General features: G+C 62.7%; 17 protein-coding genes. 7 read left to right on the forward strand and 10 right to left on the reverse strand.

Annotated elements, in window-relative coordinates:
* Window positions 1-4 precede the first annotated feature (4 nt).
* Window positions 5-664 carry a response regulator gene (locus tag AC1DMA_RS02545; protein WP_478126422.1) on the reverse strand — a complete coding sequence of 220 codons (660 nt, stop codon included), beginning with the start codon at window positions 662-664 and terminating at the stop codon, window positions 5-7.
* Window positions 665-725: 61 nt separating this feature from the next.
* A complete protein-coding gene (locus AC1DMA_RS02550) occupies window positions 726-1,496 on the reverse strand; it encodes an IclR family transcriptional regulator domain-containing protein (RefSeq protein ID WP_478126423.1) in 771 nt (256 codons plus the stop codon).
* 120 nt (window positions 1,497-1,616) lie between these two features.
* On the opposite strand from AC1DMA_RS02550, the gene pobA reads away from it, so the two are divergent.
* Window positions 1,617-2,798, forward strand: coding sequence for a 4-hydroxybenzoate 3-monooxygenase (gene pobA, locus AC1DMA_RS02555; RefSeq protein WP_478143125.1), 1,182 nt, complete (start codon window positions 1,617-1,619; stop codon window positions 2,796-2,798).
* A 19-nt stretch (window positions 2,799-2,817) separates the two neighbouring features.
* On the opposite strand, the gene AC1DMA_RS02560 is transcribed toward pobA, so the two are convergent.
* Window positions 2,818-5,148, reverse strand: coding sequence for a xanthine dehydrogenase family protein molybdopterin-binding subunit (locus tag AC1DMA_RS02560; protein ID WP_478143126.1), 2,331 nt, complete (start codon window positions 5,146-5,148; stop codon window positions 2,818-2,820).
* 113 nt (window positions 5,149-5,261) lie between these two features.
* On the opposite strand from AC1DMA_RS02560, the gene aat reads away from it, so the two are divergent.
* Genes aat through AC1DMA_RS02575 form a run of 3 tightly spaced genes read left to right on the forward strand, consistent with a single transcriptional unit; the run spans window position 5,262 to window position 7,591 of the window.
* Window positions 5,262-6,014 (forward strand): leucyl/phenylalanyl-tRNA--protein transferase, encoded by a 753-nt coding sequence (gene aat, locus AC1DMA_RS02565; RefSeq protein ID WP_478143127.1) that lies wholly within the window; start codon window positions 5,262-5,264, stop codon window positions 6,012-6,014.
* The gene (locus AC1DMA_RS02570) at window positions 6,011-6,760 is read left to right on the forward strand and encodes an arginyltransferase (RefSeq protein ID WP_478126427.1); all 750 of its coding nucleotides are present in this window, start codon (window positions 6,011-6,013) and stop codon (window positions 6,758-6,760) included. Before aat ends, AC1DMA_RS02570 begins: the two co-directional genes overlap by 4 nt.
* Window positions 6,761-6,790: 30 nt before the next feature.
* Window positions 6,791-7,591: an IclR family transcriptional regulator gene (locus AC1DMA_RS02575; protein ID WP_478126428.1), complete on the forward strand. Its 801-nt coding sequence runs from the start codon at window positions 6,791-6,793 to the stop codon at window positions 7,589-7,591.
* Between the two features lie 22 nt (window positions 7,592-7,613).
* On the opposite strand, the gene AC1DMA_RS02580 is transcribed toward AC1DMA_RS02575, so the two are convergent.
* The 7 genes from AC1DMA_RS02580 to AC1DMA_RS02610 form a co-directional block, all read right to left on the reverse strand.
* The gene (locus AC1DMA_RS02580; protein WP_478126429.1) at window positions 7,614-8,774 is read right to left on the reverse strand and encodes a serine hydrolase; all 1,161 of its coding nucleotides are present in this window, start codon (window positions 8,772-8,774) and stop codon (window positions 7,614-7,616) included.
* Window positions 8,775-8,886: 112 nt separating this feature from the next.
* Entirely contained in the window at window positions 8,887-10,425 is a 1,539-nt protein-coding gene (locus tag AC1DMA_RS02585; protein WP_478143128.1) for a 2-isopropylmalate synthase, read from the reverse strand.
* 64 nt (window positions 10,426-10,489) lie between these two features.
* A complete protein-coding gene (leuA, locus tag AC1DMA_RS02590) occupies window positions 10,490-12,193 on the reverse strand; it encodes a 2-isopropylmalate synthase (RefSeq protein ID WP_478143129.1) in 1,704 nt (567 codons plus the stop codon).
* A 178-nt stretch (window positions 12,194-12,371) separates the two neighbouring features.
* Entirely contained in the window at window positions 12,372-13,196 is an 825-nt protein-coding gene (pssA, locus tag AC1DMA_RS02595; protein WP_478126432.1) for a CDP-diacylglycerol--serine O-phosphatidyltransferase, read from the reverse strand.
* Window positions 13,197-13,360: 164 nt separating this feature from the next.
* Window positions 13,361-14,377 carry a ketol-acid reductoisomerase gene (ilvC, locus tag AC1DMA_RS02600; RefSeq protein WP_478126433.1) on the reverse strand — a complete coding sequence of 339 codons (1,017 nt, stop codon included), beginning with the start codon at window positions 14,375-14,377 and terminating at the stop codon, window positions 13,361-13,363.
* A gap of 43 nt (window positions 14,378-14,420) precedes the next feature.
* On the reverse strand, window positions 14,421-14,912 hold the full coding sequence (gene ilvN / locus AC1DMA_RS02605) for an acetolactate synthase small subunit (protein ID WP_478126434.1): 492 nt from the start codon (window positions 14,910-14,912) through the stop codon (window positions 14,421-14,423).
* A gap of 130 nt (window positions 14,913-15,042) precedes the next feature.
* Window positions 15,043-16,827 carry an acetolactate synthase 3 catalytic subunit gene (locus AC1DMA_RS02610; RefSeq protein ID WP_478143130.1) on the reverse strand — a complete coding sequence of 595 codons (1,785 nt, stop codon included), beginning with the start codon at window positions 16,825-16,827 and terminating at the stop codon, window positions 15,043-15,045.
* Between the two features lie 296 nt (window positions 16,828-17,123).
* Here AC1DMA_RS02610 and AC1DMA_RS02615 point away from each other — a divergent pair, with 296 nt between their 5' ends.
* The 3 genes from AC1DMA_RS02615 to AC1DMA_RS02625 are packed head-to-tail and all read left to right on the forward strand — an operon-like array spanning window position 17,124 to window position 18,969.
* Entirely contained in the window at window positions 17,124-17,690 is a 567-nt protein-coding gene (locus tag AC1DMA_RS02615) for an RNA polymerase sigma factor (protein ID WP_478126436.1), read from the forward strand.
* Window positions 17,687-18,121 carry a DUF3619 family protein gene (locus AC1DMA_RS02620; RefSeq protein WP_478126437.1) on the forward strand — a complete coding sequence of 145 codons (435 nt, stop codon included), beginning with the start codon at window positions 17,687-17,689 and terminating at the stop codon, window positions 18,119-18,121. The genes AC1DMA_RS02615 and AC1DMA_RS02620 overlap by 4 nt, the downstream gene beginning before the upstream one ends.
* Before the next feature lie 14 nt (window positions 18,122-18,135).
* Window positions 18,136-18,969 carry a DUF3106 domain-containing protein gene (locus AC1DMA_RS02625; protein WP_478126438.1) on the forward strand — a complete coding sequence of 278 codons (834 nt, stop codon included), beginning with the start codon at window positions 18,136-18,138 and terminating at the stop codon, window positions 18,967-18,969.
* Window positions 18,970-18,975: the final 6 nt, after the last annotated feature.

Genomic DNA, 18,975 nt, shown 5'->3' on the forward strand with positions numbered 1-18,975 from the left:
CCCGTCATTCCTTGGGAACCATGTAGCCGACGCCGCGCACATTCCGGATCAGGTCGGCGCCGAGCTTCTTTCGCAGTCCGTGTACGTACACCTCCACGGCATTGCTGCTGATCTCGTCCTTCCAGCTGTAGAGCTTTTCTTCGAGCTGCGCCCGGGACAGCACCATCCCCGGACGCGCGAGCAGCGGCTCCAGCACCGCCCATTCGCGGGCGGAAAGCATTACCGGCTGCCCGGCAACGCTGACTTCGCGGGTGGCCGGATTGACCGTCACACCCTTGTGCTCATAGACCGGCTCCGCCCGCCCGGAGGCTCGGCGCAAAAGGGCGCGAATGCGCGCCAGGAGCTCGTCGAGATCGTAGGGTTTCAGCACGTAGTCGTCGGCGCCGGCATCCAATCCCTCGATACGCTGCCGGACGGAATCGCGCGCGGTGGCGATCAGCACCGGCATGCGCTGCTTGCGGGCACGCAGCGCACGCAGCACATCGAGGCCGTCCCGGCGCGGCACACCGAGGTCGAGCAGGACGAGGTCGTATTGCTGCGAGCGAAGCGCACTGTCCGCGGTTTCGCCGTCCTTGACCCAGTCGACCGCATACTGCTCCGCACGCAGCAAATCGAGCACGGTCTCGCCGATCATCACGTCGTCTTCAAGCAGCAGGAGTCGCATGGTCAGTCGTCCGTACCCGTCTGGGCTGATTGGAGATCGTAGCGGCGATCAGGTTCATTGCTCACAGAAGCGCCCTCACCTCACGCGCAGCCTCGAACAGCAGCGGCAGCATGTCGCGTCGCAATGCCTCTTCCTTGTGGTGGCCCCCTGAAAGCACGACGTTGAGTGCCGCAACGGTGTGGCCCTGCATGTCGCGCAGCGGAACCGCCAAGGCCTGCACGCCGAGTTCGTGTTCTTCGCTGGCAAAGCAGAAATCGTCCTTGCGAACCTGCGCCACGCGCTGACGGAGCATCCGCAGCTGGGTCAGCGTGTGCGGAGTGAGGCGCGGAAGGCTTCGCCCTTTGAGCCACTGGGTGAGCTGCGCGGCGCTGAGGGCTGCGAGCAGGACACGGCCCGTCGAAGTCGCATGCGCCGGCAGACGCGCACCGAGATGAAGTCCGTAAGCCAGCACTCGGTTGGGCGCCCCGTAGCTCCCGCTGCGCGCGACGATGACCACTTCCTCTCCGTCGAGCACCACGGCCGAGAACGATTCCTGCGTCTGGGCGGCGAGCCGGTTCAGCGTCGGCTGCAGTGCGCGCGGCAGCCTGGAGGACGCCAGATAGCTGCCTGAAAAGCGCAAGACCTTCGGCGCCATCCAGAAATAGCTGCCGTCGGTTTCGAGGTAGCCGAGGTGTGAAAGCGTCAGCAGATGCCGACGCGCCGCAGCACGCGTCAGCCCGGCACGCTCCGCAGCCAGCGTCGCGTTGAGCCGTTGGCGCTCGGTATCAAAGCTTTCCAGTACGGCCATTCCTTTGGCGACGCCTTCGATGAAGTCTTGTTTTGCGATGGTCATGAAAGAACTGTTGCGCGATGATCGCGCAGGTGGCCTCATGATCGCACAGAGCATGAACTCGCGCCGTCACGAAACCACCTTGGCGCCCTACGCTCGGCGGCACGCCATCAGGAGACAACCATGCGAACACAGGTCGCCATCATCGGAGCAGGTCCTGCCGGACTCTTGCTCGGGCAGTTGCTGCACAAGGCAGGCATCGACAACATCATCATTGAACGCCAGACGAGCGAATACGTGCTCGGACGCATCCGTGCGGGCGTCCTGGAACAGGTCACGATGGACCTCCTGTCCCGCGCAGGCGTCGACGCCCGAGCCAAGACCGAAGGGCTGCCGCACGAAGGCATCGAGTTGCTGTTCAAAGGTGCCCGCCATCGCATCGACATGCATGGGCTCACCGGCGGGAAACAGGTCACTGTCTATGGGCAGACGGAGGTCACTCGCGACCTGATGGCCGCCCGCGACGCCGAGAGCCTCACCACCGTCTACAGCGCATCGCAGGTCAGCCTGCACGATTTCGACACGCTTGCCCCGCGCGTCCGATACGAAAAAGACGGCGCAACGCACGAAATCGAGTGCGACTTCATCGCCGGATGCGACGGCTATCACGGCGTGAGCCGCGCCAGTGTTCCTGCGCAGTCGCTGCACATGTACGAAAAGGTTTATCCCTTCGGCTGGCTGGGCGTGCTGGCGGATGTCCCGCCTGTTTCGCATGAACTGATTTACGCCAACACGTCGCGCGGATTTGCCCTTTGCAGCATGCGCAGCGCCACGCGCAGCCGCTACTACGTTCAGGTGCCGACAGATGAACGGGTCGAGAACTGGAGCGACGACGCATTCTGGAATGAACTGCGACTGCGGCTGGACCCTGAAGCCCGCGAGCGTCTCGTGACCGGCCCTTCGCTCGAAAAAAGCATCGCGCCGCTGCGCAGCTTCGTGGCCGAGCCGATGCGCTTCGGGAGCCTCTTCCTGGCAGGCGACGCGGCGCACATCGTCCCGCCCACAGGTGCCAAGGGATTGAACCTGGCGACGGCGGATGTCGGTTACCTCTCGCGCGCCCTCGAAATTTTCTATGGCGAGAAGTCCGCTTCGGCGCTGGACCGCTACTCCGACCTCTGTCTGCGTCGCGTGTGGAAGGCCGAGCGCTTCTCGTGGTGGTTCACGTCACTGATGCACCGATTTCCAGAAACCGGCGAATTCGGCCAGAAGATCCAGGAAGCCGAACTCGACTACCTGGTTCATTCGCGCGCGGCCTCGACGTCCCTGGCTGAAAACTACGTCGGATTGCCGCTCGAGGATTTCTGAATTTCTGACAGCGGGCGGCTCAACCCGCCGAAGCCATCAACTGCCAGACCCGGGCCGGCGTCAGCGGCATGTCCAGGTGCGGCGTGCGGTCGGCCATGCCGTTCCGCGCCAGTGCGTCGGCCACCGCATTGACAATGGCCGGCGTCGCGCCGATGGTGCCGAGTTCGCCGACTCCCTTCACGCCCAACGGGTTGTTCTTACAGGGCGTCGACTCGTCCATCTCCATGCGGAACATCGACGCAAGCGTCTCGGCTCTCGGAGCGGCGTAGTCCATCAGGCTGCCTGTCAATGGCTGCCCGGTTTGGGGGTCGTACACCACTTGCTCGTAAAGCGCCTGGCCGATCCCCTGCACCGCCCCACCCTCCAACTGGCCGCGGACGATCAGTGGATTGACCACACGTCCGACGTCATTGACTGAGGCATAGCGCAGCACACTGACTTCGCCCGTCGGCGGGTCGATTTCCACCTCGGTGATGTGGCATCCGTTGGGCCACGTCGGGCCCGACACCGTGCTGGTCGAGTCCACGAAGATCTGCCGATCAGGTTGATGGCCTGCCAGCGTGAACAGATCGACCGAGAGATCGGTGCCTGCGACCTTGAAGACTCCCGCCGAGTACTCGACGTCGGCTGGGGAAACTTCGAGTTCCTGCGCCGCGAGTTCCTTCGCCTTGTCGATGGTCCGTTCGGACCCCACCCGAACCGCGGATCCGCCCGTGAAAAGCGATCGGGAACCGGCGCTGCCGAATCCATCCCCACGATCCGTGTCGCCCAGGATGATCTTCACTTTTTCGATGGGTACGCCGAATGCATCGACAACCAATTGCGCCAAGGTGGTCGCGATGCCCTGTCCCATTGCGTTGACGGCGGAAAACACTTCGATCATGCCGTCGGCCTGGACCGATACGGTCACCCGTTCCTCGAAGACATTGCCACCAGTCCACTCCAGGAATGTGGCGATGCCGAGCCCGCGAACGCGCCCCGCCTGCTTCGACTCGGCTGCGCGCGCATCGAAACCCTGCCAGTCCGCCAGCGCCAATGCCTGGTTCATGACCGATTCGAACTGCCCCGTGTCATAAGTCTGGTGCATCGGGTTCGTGTACGGCATCTGCTCTGGACGGATGAAATTGCGCCGGCGCAGCTCGATACGGTCGATGCCCGTCTGGCGGGCAGCTTCGTCCATCAAGCGCTCCATCGTGTAGATGGCCTCCGGACGGCCTGCTCCCCGATAGGCGCCCGTTGGTGCCGTGTTGGTCAGCACCGCCTTGAAATGGAAATCGATGTTCTGGATGTCGTAGACGCTGGTTTGCACCCATGGCCCGATGAGCAGTTGGATCGCAACCCCGGTGCCAGTCGCATAGGCACCGACGTTCGCATGGGTCTTGATCCGAAGGCCAAGGATTTTGCCCTGCCCGTCGAGCGCCAACTCGGCGCGCGCCTCGATGTCGCGGCCATGCGACGTCGAAAGAAATTCTTCGCTTCGCTCGGCGATCCACTTGACCGGCCGCCGCAGGGCGCGCGCTGCGAACGCGACAGCGATGTCTTCGGGATACGCACCGGTCTTCATGCCGAAACCGCCGCCGACATCGCCGACGACCACGCGCACTTTTTCCTTGGGCAAGCCGATGGCGTCGCAAACGGAGTCGCGAACACCCGAGGGCATTTGCGTGCTCATGCGGATCGTGAGCCGCTCCGATGCAGCGTCGAAATCGACGAGCACGGAACGCGGCTCGATCGTGAGCGCGACGACCCTCTGGTTGATGACGTCGAGCGCGACGATGTGCTTGGCCTTGGCGAACGCTTCGGCCGTGGCCTCGCTGCTGCCGTGGCGCATCTCGGCCGCGATATTGCCAGTGGCCTCATCCCAGATCAGCGGCGCACCGTCCGCAGTTGCGCCAGGCAGATCGACAACCATAGGCAGTTCTTCGTACTCGACCATCACCGCTTCGGCAGCGTCCCGCGCTTGTTGCGCGGTCTCCGCGACAACGACGGCCACCGGCTCGCCCACAAAGCGCACCCGCTCGACGGCCAGCGCGCGTCGCGGCGGCGTGGCGCAGTCCGAGCCGTCGGCGCGCTTGAACCCGGCAGCGCCCGGCATCGGCTTGACGCCGGCTTGCGCCAGATCGGCACCGGAGTAGACGCCGAGCACGCCCGGCATGCCGGTGGCGGACGCCGTGTCCACCGAGACCAGCTTGGCGTGCGGGTACGGAGAGCGAACGAAGCTCAGCCAGGCTTGGCCCGGCAGCGCGACGTCATCGGTATAGCGGCCGGTACCGGCCAGCAAGTCTTCGTCTTCGAGCCGCCTGACTGCCTGGCCGCTCCCGAAGCGCGCGGGGTTCGTTTCAGTTGTCACCGTAGTCCTTTTTGTCTGGAGGAAATTTTCGGAACAGATAACGACTATATGGGCTTCGGGTACTTTCGGCATTGACTGACTGCGATCTGGCCGAAGCGTGTAACCATTCCAAAATGCAATTGCCCTGGCTAGACCCCGGTGACCCCTTGCCTGACGCGGCCATGGCGTGGGGCGATGCCGACCCGGTTCCCGGTCTGCTCGCAGCCGGCGGGTCGCTGGACGTCGCAAGCCTGCTGCAGGCGTACGCCCAAGGAATCTTCCCGTGGTTCAGCGACGGCCAGCCCATTCTTTGGTGGAGTCCCGATCCGCGCATGGTGCTGGAAACCGCTCGATTCAAGCTTCACCGCTCTCTTCGCAAGACGCTCCTTCGATTCGTCGCCACCGAAGGCTGCGAAGTCCGCATCGACCAAGATTTTGTGAAGGTGATCTCGAATTGCTCGCAAACCCCGCGCGCGGGCCAGAGCGGCACGTGGATTCTTCCGGAAATGGTGCGCGCCTACACCGCACTTCACCGCGCGGGGCATGCCCACAGCGTCGAAACGTGGGTCGACGGTCAACTCGTCGGCGGACTCTACTGCGTCGGAATCGGGCGCGCGGTCTTCGGCGAATCCATGTTCGCGCGAAGACCCGACGCATCCAAGATCGCACTGGCTGCGCTCGTCTCCTTCTGCTTGCATCACGGCATCGCCATGATCGACTGCCAGCAGAACACGGCCCATCTTGCCAGCCTCGGCGCCCGGGAAATGCCGCGCCAGCGCTTCGTGTCGCACGTCGCCCACGCGCACCTCATGGACGCTCCTGTGTGGCGCTTCGACCCCGTATACTGGAACGAACTCCTGTCCGCGCGACCCTTGCCAAAGACGTGACGCACCTCAAGGACCTTCCGCTCCATACGCTGCAGTTCTACGCGACGGCTCCCTATCCGTGCAGCTATCTGCCGGACCGGCAGGCGCGCTCGCAGGTTGCCACGCCCAGCCACCTCATCCACAACGACGCCTATTCGGATCTCGTACTGAGCGGGTTCCGTCGAAGCGGCATGTTCACCTATCGGCCCTATTGCGACGGATGCAATGCATGCATTCCGTTGCGTGTGCTAGTCAACGAGTTCCGTCCGACCCGAAGCCAACGCCGCGCCCAGACCCGCCACGCCAATCTGCAAGCGCGCGTGCTGAAACTGTGCTTTGTCCCCGAGCACTATCAGCTCTATTTGCGCTACCAGAACGGGCGGCATGCGGGTGGCGGCATGGACCACGACAGCATCGACCAATACACCCAGTTCCTGCTGCAAAGCAGGGTCAACTCGCGCCTCGTGGAGTTTCGCGAAACCCTGCCCGACGGCAGCCCAGGCGCTCTGAAGATGGTTTCCATCCTCGACGTGCTCAACGATGGGCTTTCGGCCGTCTACACCTTCTACGAACCCGAGCCGGGCGCCGGGTATGGCAACTACAGCGTGCTTTGGCAGATCCAGCAGGCGCGCAAGCTTGGGCTGCCGCACGTGTATCTGGGCTACTGGATCGAAGGAAGCTCCAAGATGAACTACAAGGCGCGCTACGCACCGCACGAGGTACTGATTGACGGACGGTGGCAGGCGCCAAGTCATTTCACCACGTAAAATCGCGACCGGTCCAAAACCGTGTTGCACATGCGAAAAATCCAATCCGACGTTCCAGCCACGCCCGTGATCCAGGTCATCGAGCGAATGTTTTCCTTGATCGACGTCCTCGCTTCACGCGAAGAGGCGATATCGCTCAAGGAGATCAGCGAGAAAACGGGGCTTCATCCGTCGACCACGCACCGCATCCTGAACGACCTGGCGGTCGGCCGCTTCGTGGATCGCCCCGAAGCTGGAAGCTACCGGCTCGGCATGCGCCTGCTGGAACTCGGCAATCTGGTCAAGGGACGCCTCAACGTGCGGGACGCCGCGATGGCGCCCATGCGGGAGCTGCACAAACTGACCCAACAACCGGTGAACCTGAGCATGCGCCAGGGCGACGAGATCGTCTACATCGAGCGGGCCTATAGCGAACGCTCGGGAATGCAGGTGGTGCGCGCGATCGGTGGCCGGGCTCCGTTGCATCTGACCTCAACGGGAAAGCTCTTTCTGGCGGTGGATGAACCCCAGCGCGTCCGAAGCTACGCCACGCGCACCGGGTTAGCTGGCCACACGCGCAACAGCATCACGCAGCTGCCGATTCTCGAGAGGGAGCTTTCGAAGGCTCGCCAGTACGGCATCGCGCGTGACAACGAGGAGCTCGAACTCGGCGTGCGCTGCATGGCGGCAGGCATCTACGACGATCAGGGAAAGCTGGTTGCCGGTCTCTCGATCTCCGCACCGGCGGATCGCCTGGATGATGGATGGCTACCCAAGCTTCAAGCGACCGCCAACGAAATATCGAACGCGCTCGGCTACAAGGCCGACGCCGCGAGCGCCGCATCGCCATAGCCCTTGAAGGGCTGCGGTGGAATCATCCTGCGTTGTTTGCCGCCAGGCGCTGCTGCGCAGCCTTGCTCACCATGTGGTTCGCTTCCACCCAGCGCCGCACACGTTCGGCGTCGGCTATGCGGCTGAACTTGCCGGCCGAGTCGAGGAACACCATGATCAGCTTGCGGCCCGCGATCTTCGCCTGCATCACAAGACACTGGCCCGCCTCAGAGATGTAGCCGGTCTTTTGAACGCCGATGTCCCAGTCAGGACTCTTGACGAGCCGGTTGGTGGTGTTGAACTGCAACACGCGATTGCCGACTTCGACCTGGTATTCCGGCGAGGTCGATAGTTGCCGCACCGTCGGATCGGAATAGGCGGCATTCACGAGCAGGGCAAGATCCTGCGCGCTGGATTGATTGCGGCTCGATAGGCCGGTCGGTTCGACATACCGGGTGTCCTTCATGCCGAGCATCTTGGCTTTGGCGTTCATGACGCTGACGAAAGTCGTCAATCCGCCCGGGTATGTACGGCCAAGAGCATGGGCCGCGCGGTTCTCGCTCGACATCAAGGCCAGGTGCAGCAACTCGCCGCGCGGCAGGGTCGAGCCGACGGTCAGGCGCGAACTGCTTCTCTTCTCGGTATCGACGTCGTCCTGGGTGATGGTGATCAGCTCATCCGTTGGAAGCTGGGCTTCGCTGATGAGCAGGCCTGTCATGAGCTTGGTCAACGAAGCGATCGGCAGAACGGCGTGATCGTTCTTGCTGAGCAGCACTTCGTGCGTGTCCTGATCGATGACGAGGGCAACGCTCGACTTCAGATCGAGTGCATCCTCCGTGCTGTGCAAGCCGGCGATCTGGCCGAAGGATTGGCGGGCAGGTTCGGCGACGCGAACGACCGAGCGCCGCTGCACGGCCACTTCGGTACGGCCATTCTTCTTGCGAATGGATGCGACCACGTTGCGTCCGCCGCTGACAACCTTCTCGCTCTTCGCGGCGCTCGTGCTGCGCTTGGACACCGCAGTGCGCGTGCTCGAGACCGTCTTGCGCTTGGTATCCGCGTTCAGGGTCTTCTTCGTGGGCTCTTTCTTGGCCGCATTGGCAGCGGGCAATAAAAACGCCGTGGCGCAAAGCGCGACGGCGAGTAGGCGAAAGGCGGGAAGAAACCGCTGGCTGGAAACTCGGTGGGGACGGGCTTCGGGCATTAAAAATCTCCAGCGGCGACAAAGAAAACCGCAGTGTATCGAAATCAAAAAAAACGCGCAATATCAGTTACTTGCATCCTTTTCTTCAATCGAAAACAAGGAGCACGAGAAACTAGCCTTGTGCTGCCACTCTCTCAGCTTGGCTCTGTAACTTGTTGAGCGCACTCAAATAAGCCTTGGCCGACGCGACCACGATATCGGGATCCGCCCCCACACCGTTGACCACGCGGCCCGCATTCTGCAATCGCACTGTCACCTCCCCCTGGCTTTCGGTCGATCCGCTGATCGCATTGACCGAATAGAGCACCATCTCGGCGCCACTCTTCACATGCGACTCGATCGCCTTCAGCGAAGCGTCCACCGGGCCATTGCCGTCGGACTCTCCAGTGACTTCCTTGCCGCTGACCGTGAACACGACGCGAGCCTTGGGACGCTCGCCCGTTTCGCTGTGCTGCGACAAGGACACAAAGCCAAACTGTTCTCCAACGTGCGAGAGTTCTTCGTCGCTGACGAGCGCGAGGATGTCTTCGTCAAATATTTCACTTTTTCGATCGGCAAGCTCCTTGAACCGGGCGAACGCGGCGTTGATGTCCGCTTCGCTTTCCATCGTCACGCCCAGTTCCTGCAAGCGTTGCTTGAACGCGTTGCGACCGCTGAGCTTGCCGAGGACGATCTTGTTGGCCGCCCAGCCCACGTCCTCCGCCCTCATGATCTCGTATGTGTCGCGCGCCTTCAGCACCCCGTCCTGGTGAATGCCGGACGCATGAGCAAAGGCATTGGCGCCGACCACAGCCTTGTTGGGCTGCACCACAAACCCCGTCGTCTGGCTCACCATGCGGCTTGCGGCAACGATGTGGCGCGTATCGATGCCCAACTCGAGCCCGAAGTAATCCTTGCGGGTCTTCACTGCCATCACGACTTCCTCAAGGGAGCAGTTGCCCGCGCGCTCCCCCAGGCCGTTGATGGTGCATTCGACCTGCCGGGCGCCGCCGATCTTCACACCCGCGAGCGAATTGGCAACCGCCATGCCCAGGTCGTTGTGGCAGTGCACCGACCAAACCGCCTTGTCGCTGTTCGGGATGCGCTCGCGCAACATCTTGAGGAAATTGCCGTAGAGCTCCGGTATGGCATAACCCACCGTGTCTGGGACATTGATCGTCGTCGCGCCTTCGTTGATGACCGCTTCTAGCACCCGGCAGAGAAAGTCTGGATCACTCCGATAGCCGTCTTCGGGGCTGAACTCGACGTCGGCGACGAGATTGCGCGCAAAGCGGACCGAAAGCCTGGCCTGCTCGAAGACCTCGTCCGGCGTCATCCGCAGCTTCTTCTCCATGTGAAGGGCCGACGTCGCGATGAAGGTGTGGATCCGGCCATTGGCCGCGCTCTTGAGCGCTTCGGCCGCGCGTGAGATATCGCGGTCGTTGGCACGCGAAAGCCCGCAAACGGTGGAGTCCTTGATGGCAGTGGCGATCGCCGCCACGGCGTCGAAATCGCCATTCGAACTCGCCGGGAAGCCGGCTTCGATGACGTCGACTCGCAGGCGCTCCAACTGACGCGCGATGCGCAACTTCTCGTCCTTGGTCATGGACGCGCCGGGCGACTGCTCGCCGTCGCGCAAGGTCGTGTCGAAAATGATCAGTTTGTCAGCCATCGTGGATCTCCTTTATTCAGCGCGAGGCGGAGGGCGCGCCGCTGCGGCCCTCCTCTGCCGCTCATCAGACAGGTTCGGGCACCGATTGTGCGCTGACCGCCGTCTGCGTCCGAGCCCTCGTCAGGCCCGAAACGATCGCCTTGAGCGAAGCCGAGATGATGTTGGCATCCATTCCGACGCCGAACAGCGTGACCGCCTCGTCCACGCGCAACTCAAGGTAGGCCACGGCTTGCGCGTCGGCGCCCGCGCCAATGGCATGCTGGTGATAGTCGATCACGCGCAGGGCATGACCGGTGGCACCGGCAATGGCATGGATGAAAGCGTCGATCGGTCCGTTGCCACGACCTTCGATTCGGCAAATTTCGCCGTTCCAGGGCAAGTCGGCGCGCAGGACCACCGATGCGTCTGCGCCCTCGCCCTGCTCTTCGAGCACGCGATGCTGCGGCCCGATTTCGTCCCTCAGGCCGTATTCGCTCTCGAACAGGTCCCAGAGGTCGGCTGCGGTGAGTTCCTTGCCAGCGACGTCCATCACGCGCTGCACAGTCTGGCTGAACTCCATCTGCAGGCGGCGCGGCAACTCCAATCCGTACTCGCTCTCGAGCAAGTAGGAAATGCCACCCTTGCCCGATTGGCTGTTGACGCGGATCACGGCTTCGTAGCTGCGGCCGACGTCTTTCGGGTCGATCGGCAGATAGGGCATGTCCCAGACGTCGCCGTCCTTGCGGGCGCTGAATGCCTTCTTGATCGCGTCCTGGTGCGAACCGGAGAACGACGTGTAAACCAGATCGCCTACGTAGGGATGGCGCGGATGCACCGGAAGCTGGTTGCAGTGCTCGACCGTCGCCCGGATTTCGTCGATGTTCGAGAAGTCCAATCCAGGCGAGACGCCTTGGGTGTAGAGATTGAGCGCCACGTTCACGAGATCGAGGTTGCCGGTGCGTTCGCCGTTGCCGAAAAGACAGCCTTCGATGCGATCGGCGCCTGCCATCAGCGCAAACTCGCCGGCCGCAGTGCCGGTGCCGCGATCATTGTGGGGGTGCACTGAAAGCACGATTGCATCCCGGCGGGCGAGGTTGCGGTGCATCCATTCGATCATGTCCGCGAAGATGTTCGGGGTCGAGTGCTCGACGGTCGACGGCAGGTTGACGATGCACTTGTGGGCCGGCGTTGGCGCCCAAACCTCAGTCACTGCATCGACCACGCGCTTCGAAAACGCGAGATCGGTGCCCGAGAACATTTCGGGCGAGTACTGGAATGTCCACCGGGTGTTCGGCTGTCTGGCCGCCAATTCGTTGAACATGCGCGCATGCGATGTGGCGAGTTCGACGATCTGGTCCTCGTCCATGCCGAGCACGACCCGGCGCATGATTGGGGCCACGGCGTTGTACAGGTGAACGATCGCGCGCGGCGCGCCCTGCAGCGCCTCGAAGGTGCGCTCGATCAGGTGGTCGCGCGCCTGGGTGAGTACCTGAATGGTCACATCATCAGGGATGCGGTCCTCCTCGATGAGCTTGCGCACGAAGTCGAACTCGATTTGCGACGCGGATGGAAACCCCACTTCGATTTCCTTGAAGCCGATCGCAACCAGCGTCTCGAACATCCGCATCTTGCGGGCGATGTCCATCGGCTCCACCAGCGCCTGGTTTCCATCACGCAGGTCAGTTGACAGCCAGATGGGAGCCTGGCTCAGCACGGCGTCAGGCCAAGTGCGATCCTTGAGGCCGACCGGTGCGGAGGCACGGTACTTGAGGTTGGGTTGCTTCAACATCTGATATTTCTCGCTGTGGTTGGATCAACCAGCAACCCCAAAACAAACGGCCCGTTGCTGGTGCGAACGGGCCGTGGTGAGGGATTTGCGCGCGCGCTACCTTCTCCGCCCGTGGGGGATTAGTAGTAGGGCCAGCGAAATCTTGTTCATGGGAGGCGCGAATGTAGCACAGGCCTGATCAGTTGTGGAGACCGCGTTCGTCGGGCTCGTCCGTCGAAATGCTGATCACGCTCACCGGCTGTCCGTTGGCCTTGCGCCATCCATAGACAACATATCCACTGAGGCCGTAGGCCACGAACAGGCTGAACAGTACGGTCGGCGGATGGATGTTGATGACAGCGATCCCAAGTGCGATCAGCACGATCACGGCAAATGGAACGCTGCGCTTCACCTGCACGTCCTTGAAGCTGTAGAACGGCGCGTTGGTCACCATCGAGAGCCCTGCGTACAAAGTGAAGGCGAAAGTAATCCAGGTGATCTGCTGCCAGGAGAGATAAAGCACCTCACCGCCGCGCTTGCCCCATTCGGTCATGAGCCAGATGAAGCCCGCCACGAGCGCCGCCGCCGCGGGCGAAGGGAGGCCCTGGAACCAGCGCTTGTCGACGACGCCGGTATTGACGTTGAAACGCGCAAGTCGCAGCGCAGCGCACGCGCAATAGACGAAGGCAGCAATCCAGCCCCAGCGGCCGAGGCCCTTGAGCGACCATTCGTACGCGATCAGCGCGGGCGCCGCGCCAAAAGACACCATGTCGGATAGCGAATCCATCTGCTCGCCGAACGCGCTCTGAGTATTGGTCATGCGCGCGACCCGCCCGTCCAGGCTGTCGAGGATCATCGCCGCGAAGACACCCAGCGCCGCGAGATCGAAGCGCGCATTCATCGCCATCACGATCGAATAGAAGCCTCCGAACAGCGCTGCAAGGGTAAACAGATTCGGGAGGATGTAGATGCCTTTTCGACGCTTGCGCGGCGGCGCATCATCAGGAAGCGTGTCGTCATGCATGCAACCGGCCTCCAGTGCACGTCAGGAGGGTGCAACAGGCTTCGGAAATCACGGCAAATAGGGGGGACGATCGCATCGGAGGCAGTGTAGTTCAGGCGCCGCGGCGCCCCGAAAGAAAAGGGCCACCGATCGGTGGCCCCTGCAAGCTATGAAAAAGGCCCCGATCAGTTGCGGGTCTGGTCCACCAGCTTGTTCTTCTTGATCCAAGGCATCATGGCCCGCAGCTTCTCGCCGACCACTTCGATCTGGTGCTCGGCGTTGAGGCGGCGACGGCTGATCAGCGTGGGCGCGCCGCCCGCGTTTTCGAGCACGAAGCTCTTGGCGTATTCACCCGTCTGGATGTCCTTCAGAACCTGCTTCATGACCTTCTTGGTTTCTTCGGTCACGATGCGCGGGCCGGTCACGTACTCGCCGTACTCGGCGTTGTTCGAGATCGAGTAGTTCATGTTGGCGATGCCGCCTTCATAGATCAGGTCGACGATCAGCTTCAGCTCGTGCAGGCATTCGAAGTACGCCATTTCAGGGGCGTAGCCGGCTTCCACCAGCGTCTCGAAACCGGCCTTGATCAGTTCGACGGTGCCGCCGCACAGCACGGCTTGTTCGCCGAACAGGTCGGTTTCGGTTTCTTCGCGGAAGTTGGTCTCGATGATGCCGGCCTTGCCGCCGCCATTGGCTGTGGCATACGACAGAGCCAGGTCGCGCGCCTTGCCGCTCTTGTCGGCATGCACGGCGATCAGATGGGGCACGCCGCCACCTTGGGCATAGGTGCTGCGCACGGTGTGACCGGGCGCCTTCGGTGCCACCATCCACACGTCCAGATCCGCGCGCGGCTGCACGAAGCCATAGTGCACGTTGAAGCCGTGCGCGAAGACGAGCGAAGCGCCTTCCTTGATGTGCGGCGCGACATCGTTCTTGTAGACGTTGGCGATCTGCTCGTCAGGCAACAGAATCATGACCACGTCGGCTGCCTTCACGGCATCTGCCACTTCGGCCACCTTGAGGCCGGCCTTCTCGACCTTGGGCCACGAAGCGCCGCCCTTGCGCAGGCCGACGACGACCTTCACGCCGCTGTCGTTCAGGTTCTGCGCGTGTGCGTGGCCCTGGCTGCCGTAGCCGATGATTGCAACCGTCTTGCCCTTGATGAGGCTGAGATCAGCGTCCTTGTCGTAGTAGACCTTCATGAGATTTCTCCTTCGTTGATTCGGTGGATGTGGAACTTTGTTTTCAGACGCGCAGAATGCGCTCGCCCCGGCCAATGCCACTTGCGCCGGTACGGACGGTTTCGAGGATCGCGCCGCGATCGATGGCTTCGAGGAACGCGTCATTCTTGCCGTGATCGCCAGTGAGCTCGATGGTGTAGCTCTTGTCGGTCACGTCGATGATGCGCCCGCGGAAGATTTCGGTCATGCGCATCATCTCTTCACGCTCTTTGCCGACTGCGCGCACTTTCACCATCATGAGCTCGCGCTCGGTGTAGGCGCCTTCGGTCAGGTCGACGACCTTGACGACTTCGATCAGCCGGTTGAGGTGCTTGGTAATCTGCTCGATCACGTCGTCCGAGCCGGCGGTGACGATGGTCATGCGCGAGAGGCTGGGGTCCTCGGTCGGCGCAACGGTCAGCGATTCGATGTTGTAGCCGCGCGCCGAGAACAAGCCGACGACGCGGGAGAGTGCACCGGGCTCGTTCTCGAGCAGCACGGCAATGATGTGTTTCATGGCGAGAGGACTCCTCTTTTCGCCGCCCTCCCCCGCGCACGGTAATGCGCGGGCTTGGCGGGCAATAGATTTGTCGTAAAAATTGACTGGAAACCCGGTCCCTGCGGACACGGGGACGAGGGACATTGCGTCAGAGGTCTTCGGAGCCGAGGAGCATTTCGGTAATGCCCATGCCTGCCTTGACCATCGGGAACACGTTTTCGGTCGGATCGGTGCGGAAATCCATGAACACCGTGCGGTCCTTGAGCTTGCGTGCTTCGCGCAATGCCGGCTCGACGTCCTGGGGGCGTTCGATCAGCAGACCCACGTGGCCATAGGCCTCGGCCAGCTTCACGAAGTTGGGCAGCGCGTCCATGTAGCTGTGGCTGTAGCGGCCCGAATACTCGATCTCCTGCCACTGCCGCACCATGCCGAGATAGCGGTTGTTGAGAGAGCAGATCTTGATCGGCGTGTTGTATTGCAGGCAGGTCGAAAGCTCCTGGATGCACATCTGCACCGAGCCTTCTCCCGTGATGCAGAACACCTCGGATTCGGGCTTGGCGAGCTTGACGCCCATCGCATAGGGAATGCCGACACCCATCGTGCCAAGACCGCCCGAATTGATCCAGCGACGCGGCTCGTCGAAACGGTAGTACTGGGCCGCCCACATCTGGTGCTGGCCGACGTCCGACGTGACGTACGTGTCGGCGTCCTTGGTCATGTTCCAGAGGGTTTCGACCACGTATTGCGGCTTGATGACGTCCTTGTTGCCGCGGTCGTACTTGAGGCAATCCTTGCCGCGCCAGCCCTCGATGGTCTCCCACCAGTTGGCGAGCGCCGCCGCATCGGTGCGGACGGAGCTTTCGCGAATCATCGAGATCAGTTCGGTGAGAACGTCCTTCACGTCGCCGACGATCGGGATGTCGACCTTCACCCGCTTGGAGATGCTCGACGGATCGATGTCGACGTGGATGATCTTGCGTTCGTTCTGTGCAAAGTGCTTGGGATTGCCGATCACGCGGTCATCGAACCGGGCGCCGACCGCCAGCAGCACATCGCAGTTCTGCATGGCGTTGTTGGCTTCGATGGTGCCGTGCATGCCGAGCATGCCCAGGAACTTGCGGTCGCTTGCCGGGTAGGCGCCAAGACCCATCAAGGTGTTGGTGACCGGGTAGCCGAGCATGTCGACCAGCGCGCGCAACTCGTTCGTCGCGTTGCCGAGAAGCACGCCACCGCCGGTATAGATGTAGGGGCGCTTGGCAGCCAGCAGAAGCTGCAGGGCCTTGCGGATCTGGCCGCCATGGCCTTTGCGCACGGGGTTGTACGAGCGCATCTCCACCTTGTCGGGATAGCCGCTGTACGGTACCTTTTTGAATGAAACGTCCTTGGGCACGTCCACCACCACCGGGCCCGGACGGCCGGTGCGTGCGATGTGGAAGGCCTTTTTCATCGTCAGCGCCAGATCCTTGGGATCCTTGACGAGGAAGTTGTGCTTGACGATGGGACGGGTAATGCCGACCGTGTCGCATTCCTGGAATGCATCGAGCCCGATCGCAGCAGTCGGGACCTGCCCCGAGATGATGACCATCGGGATGCTGTCCATGTAGGCGGTCGCGATGCCGGTGACCGCATTGGTCAGCCCGGGACCGGAAGTGACCAGCGCCACGCCGACCTCGCCGGTGGCGCGCGCATACCCGTCGGCGGCGTGCACAGCGGCTTGCTCGTGCCGCACCAGCACATGCTGGATGGTGTCTTGCTTGTAGAACGCGTCGTAGATGTAGAGCACCGCGCCGCCGGGGTAGCCCCAGACGTACTGGACGCCTTCAGCCTGCAGTGCCTTGACCAGCACTTCGGCGCCCATGAGCTCTTGTGTTTGATTGCCCATCGCGGAGGATGCGGCTGCCGCGGAAGTGATTTCCGCCTTTGAGATTTCCATGATCAACCTTTGTGATTTTCGGGAACGAAAAACCTTGGGTGCCCCTTCGCCAGCTCTCTTGAAGCCGCGTCAGGACTTGAGGCCACGACCATGGGCGAATTTGTCATACCGCCGGACCGTGACCCGTTTGCCTTTTGACTAGCAGCGCGGATTATGACACCGGAAGTGGCGCCCAAAGAGCAACCGGCGCCCCTTCTCACGGCCAGGATGGGTGCGGGGCATAATCCGCGGCGACAAGAAAACCCGATGTCCTCGAGACACTTTCCCACTCGGCGCGTCCCCGGCGCCAGATTCGCTTGGCCACTGAAAAAGAACTTTCCGACTTCCTGAAGAGCGTCGAACGTCGCGCGTTCAAGCGGTCCGTCTATCACGTGCGGGACGAAGAAGCCGCGTTGGACATCGTCCAGGACAGCATGATGAAGCTGGCCGAGCACTATGGCGACAAGCCGGCCAACGAGCTGCCGCTGCTTTTCCAGCGCATCCTCTCCAATTGCACCCTCGACTGGTTCCGGCGGCAGAAGACGCGCAAGGCGCTTTTCTCCAATCTAAGCGATTTCGAGAGCCTGGACGATGACGGTGATTTCGACCTGCTGGAGCACTTCCAGCTCTCGACCAACGGCCAGGAAACCGAAAGCGCCGAAGACACGACACGGCGGGCTCAGGTCTTCCGCGAAATCGAGGAACAAATTGCCGCGCTCCCCGGTCGTCAACGTGAGGCCTTTCTGATGCGTTACTGGGAGGAAATGGATGTCGCCGAGACGGCCGCTGCAATGGGGTGCTCCGAAGGTAGCGTCAAGACTCACTGTTCGCGCGCCGTTCACGCCTTGAGCAAGGCGCTCAAAGCCAAGGGAATTTCGCTATGAATACATCGCTTTCCGCCTCTTCCGCTGCACTTGAGGAGCAGTTCGGCCGCCGCGTGGCCGCCCGGCTCTCGGCCGGCAATGTAGAACTTTCGCACGAGGTCAGCGAAAGGCTCCGCGTCGCCCGGGCGCAGGCGATGGCGCGTCGGAAGGTCGTTGAACACGTTCGCAGTGCGCCGGTCGTCCTGTCGCACGGTGGTAGTGCGTCGCTCGGGCTGGGCGCCCGCTGGTGGACCCGCATCGGATCGGTCGTCCCCCTCGTCGCGCTCGTCGCGGGGCTCGTGGCGATCAGCGTGATGCAGGACGACAACCGCACCAACGAATTGGCCGCGATCGACTCGGCGCTCCTGACCGACGCGCTCCCGCCGGCGGCCTATACCGACCCGGGATTTGCCCAGTTCCTGAAGACGTCCGACACCGAGCCCGAACACTGATTGCCGCGCACCGAATGCCGCTACGCCCTCTTTCTCGCGCCGAAGCGCGCAGCCTCGCGCGGCCGCACACCTGGGCGGCCGTGTGGCTGAGCGCGGGTCTTTTGCTGTGTGCCTGCGGTATGGCCGCGACTTCGGCCAAGGCCCAGCCGGGCAAAGCGACCGGCTCGGCAACCACCTCCGCAGTCGCGCCCAAGCCCCCCTCGAAGCCGCTCTGGCGCGAGCTCACCGCCCGCCAGCAAAAGGCCCTGCAACCGCTGGCCCTGTACTGGGACGAGCTGACCGAGCCTCACAAGCGCAAATGGCTTGCCATTTCGCGCGATTACGCCAGCTTGCCTGCGTCGGATCAGGAAGTTCTCCATAGCCGAATGACCGAATGGGCAAAGCTGAGCAATCAGCAGCGAGAACAGGCGCGGCTCAACTTCGCGGACGTCAAGCAGGTCCCCGCTGACGAGCGCAAGGCGAAGTGGGAGGCCTACCAAGCCTTGAGCGACGAAGAAAAAAGCAAGCTGGCGGCCCGTGCCACGACCGTGAAATCTCCAGGCGCGGCATCGACGATCCGCCCAGTGCCACGCCAGAAGCTGGCGCCCGTCCCCGCCGTCGGCCCCGACAACCTGCACATGCCCCGCATACAGCTGGCCCCGCCCGCGACCACTGCCGCGGCGGCTTCTGCGCCTGTGGGAACGGCACATCCGGTGCCCGCGCCATCTGCGGCAAACACGCCCGCGCCCGCACCCACGTCCGCAGCCTCGGCTTCCTTTCCGCCCGTGAGCGCAGAGGCTCAGGTGCCGGCTCCGTCCGCATCTGAAGCGCCCGTGCGCGTGTCCGACCAACCCGCCTCCGCGCCCTGAGCCGCT

It is taken from the genome of Variovorax sp. 05N34 (genome assembly GCF_056397405.1).

Bases quoted from the DNA above. Each gene is read 5' to 3' on its own strand.
- AC1DMA_RS02545 (WP_478126422.1), bottom strand. From the start codon at position 664: ATGCGACTCCTGCTGCTTGAAGACGACGTGATGATCGGCGAGACCGTG.
- AC1DMA_RS02550 (WP_478126423.1), bottom strand. From the start codon at position 1,496: ATGACCATCGCAAAACAAGACTTCATCGAAGGCGTCGCCAAAGGAATG.
- pobA (WP_478143125.1), top strand. From the start codon at position 1,617: ATGCGAACACAGGTCGCCATCATCGGAGCAGGTCCTGCCGGACTCTTG.
- aat (WP_478143127.1), top strand. From the start codon at position 5,262: ATGCAATTGCCCTGGCTAGACCCCGGTGACCCCTTGCCTGACGCGGCC.
- AC1DMA_RS02575 (WP_478126428.1), top strand. From the start codon at position 6,791: ATGCGAAAAATCCAATCCGACGTTCCAGCCACGCCCGTGATCCAGGTC.
- AC1DMA_RS02580 (WP_478126429.1), bottom strand. From the start codon at position 8,774: ATGCCCGAAGCCCGTCCCCACCGAGTTTCCAGCCAGCGGTTTCTTCCC.
- AC1DMA_RS02585 (WP_478143128.1), bottom strand. From the start codon at position 10,425: ATGGCTGACAAACTGATCATTTTCGACACGACCTTGCGCGACGGCGAG.
- leuA (WP_478143129.1), bottom strand. From the start codon at position 12,193: ATGTTGAAGCAACCCAACCTCAAGTACCGTGCCTCCGCACCGGTCGGC.
- pssA (WP_478126432.1), bottom strand. From the start codon at position 13,196: ATGCATGACGACACGCTTCCTGATGATGCGCCGCCGCGCAAGCGTCGA.
- ilvC (WP_478126433.1), bottom strand. From the start codon at position 14,377: ATGAAGGTCTACTACGACAAGGACGCTGATCTCAGCCTCATCAAGGGC.
- ilvN (WP_478126434.1), bottom strand. From the start codon at position 14,912: ATGAAACACATCATTGCCGTGCTGCTCGAGAACGAGCCCGGTGCACTC.
- AC1DMA_RS02610 (WP_478143130.1), bottom strand. From the start codon at position 16,827: ATGGAAATCTCAAAGGCGGAAATCACTTCCGCGGCAGCCGCATCCTCC.
- AC1DMA_RS02620 (WP_478126437.1), top strand. From the start codon at position 17,687: ATGAATACATCGCTTTCCGCCTCTTCCGCTGCACTTGAGGAGCAGTTC.
- AC1DMA_RS02625 (WP_478126438.1), top strand. From the start codon at position 18,136: ATGCCGCTACGCCCTCTTTCTCGCGCCGAAGCGCGCAGCCTCGCGCGG.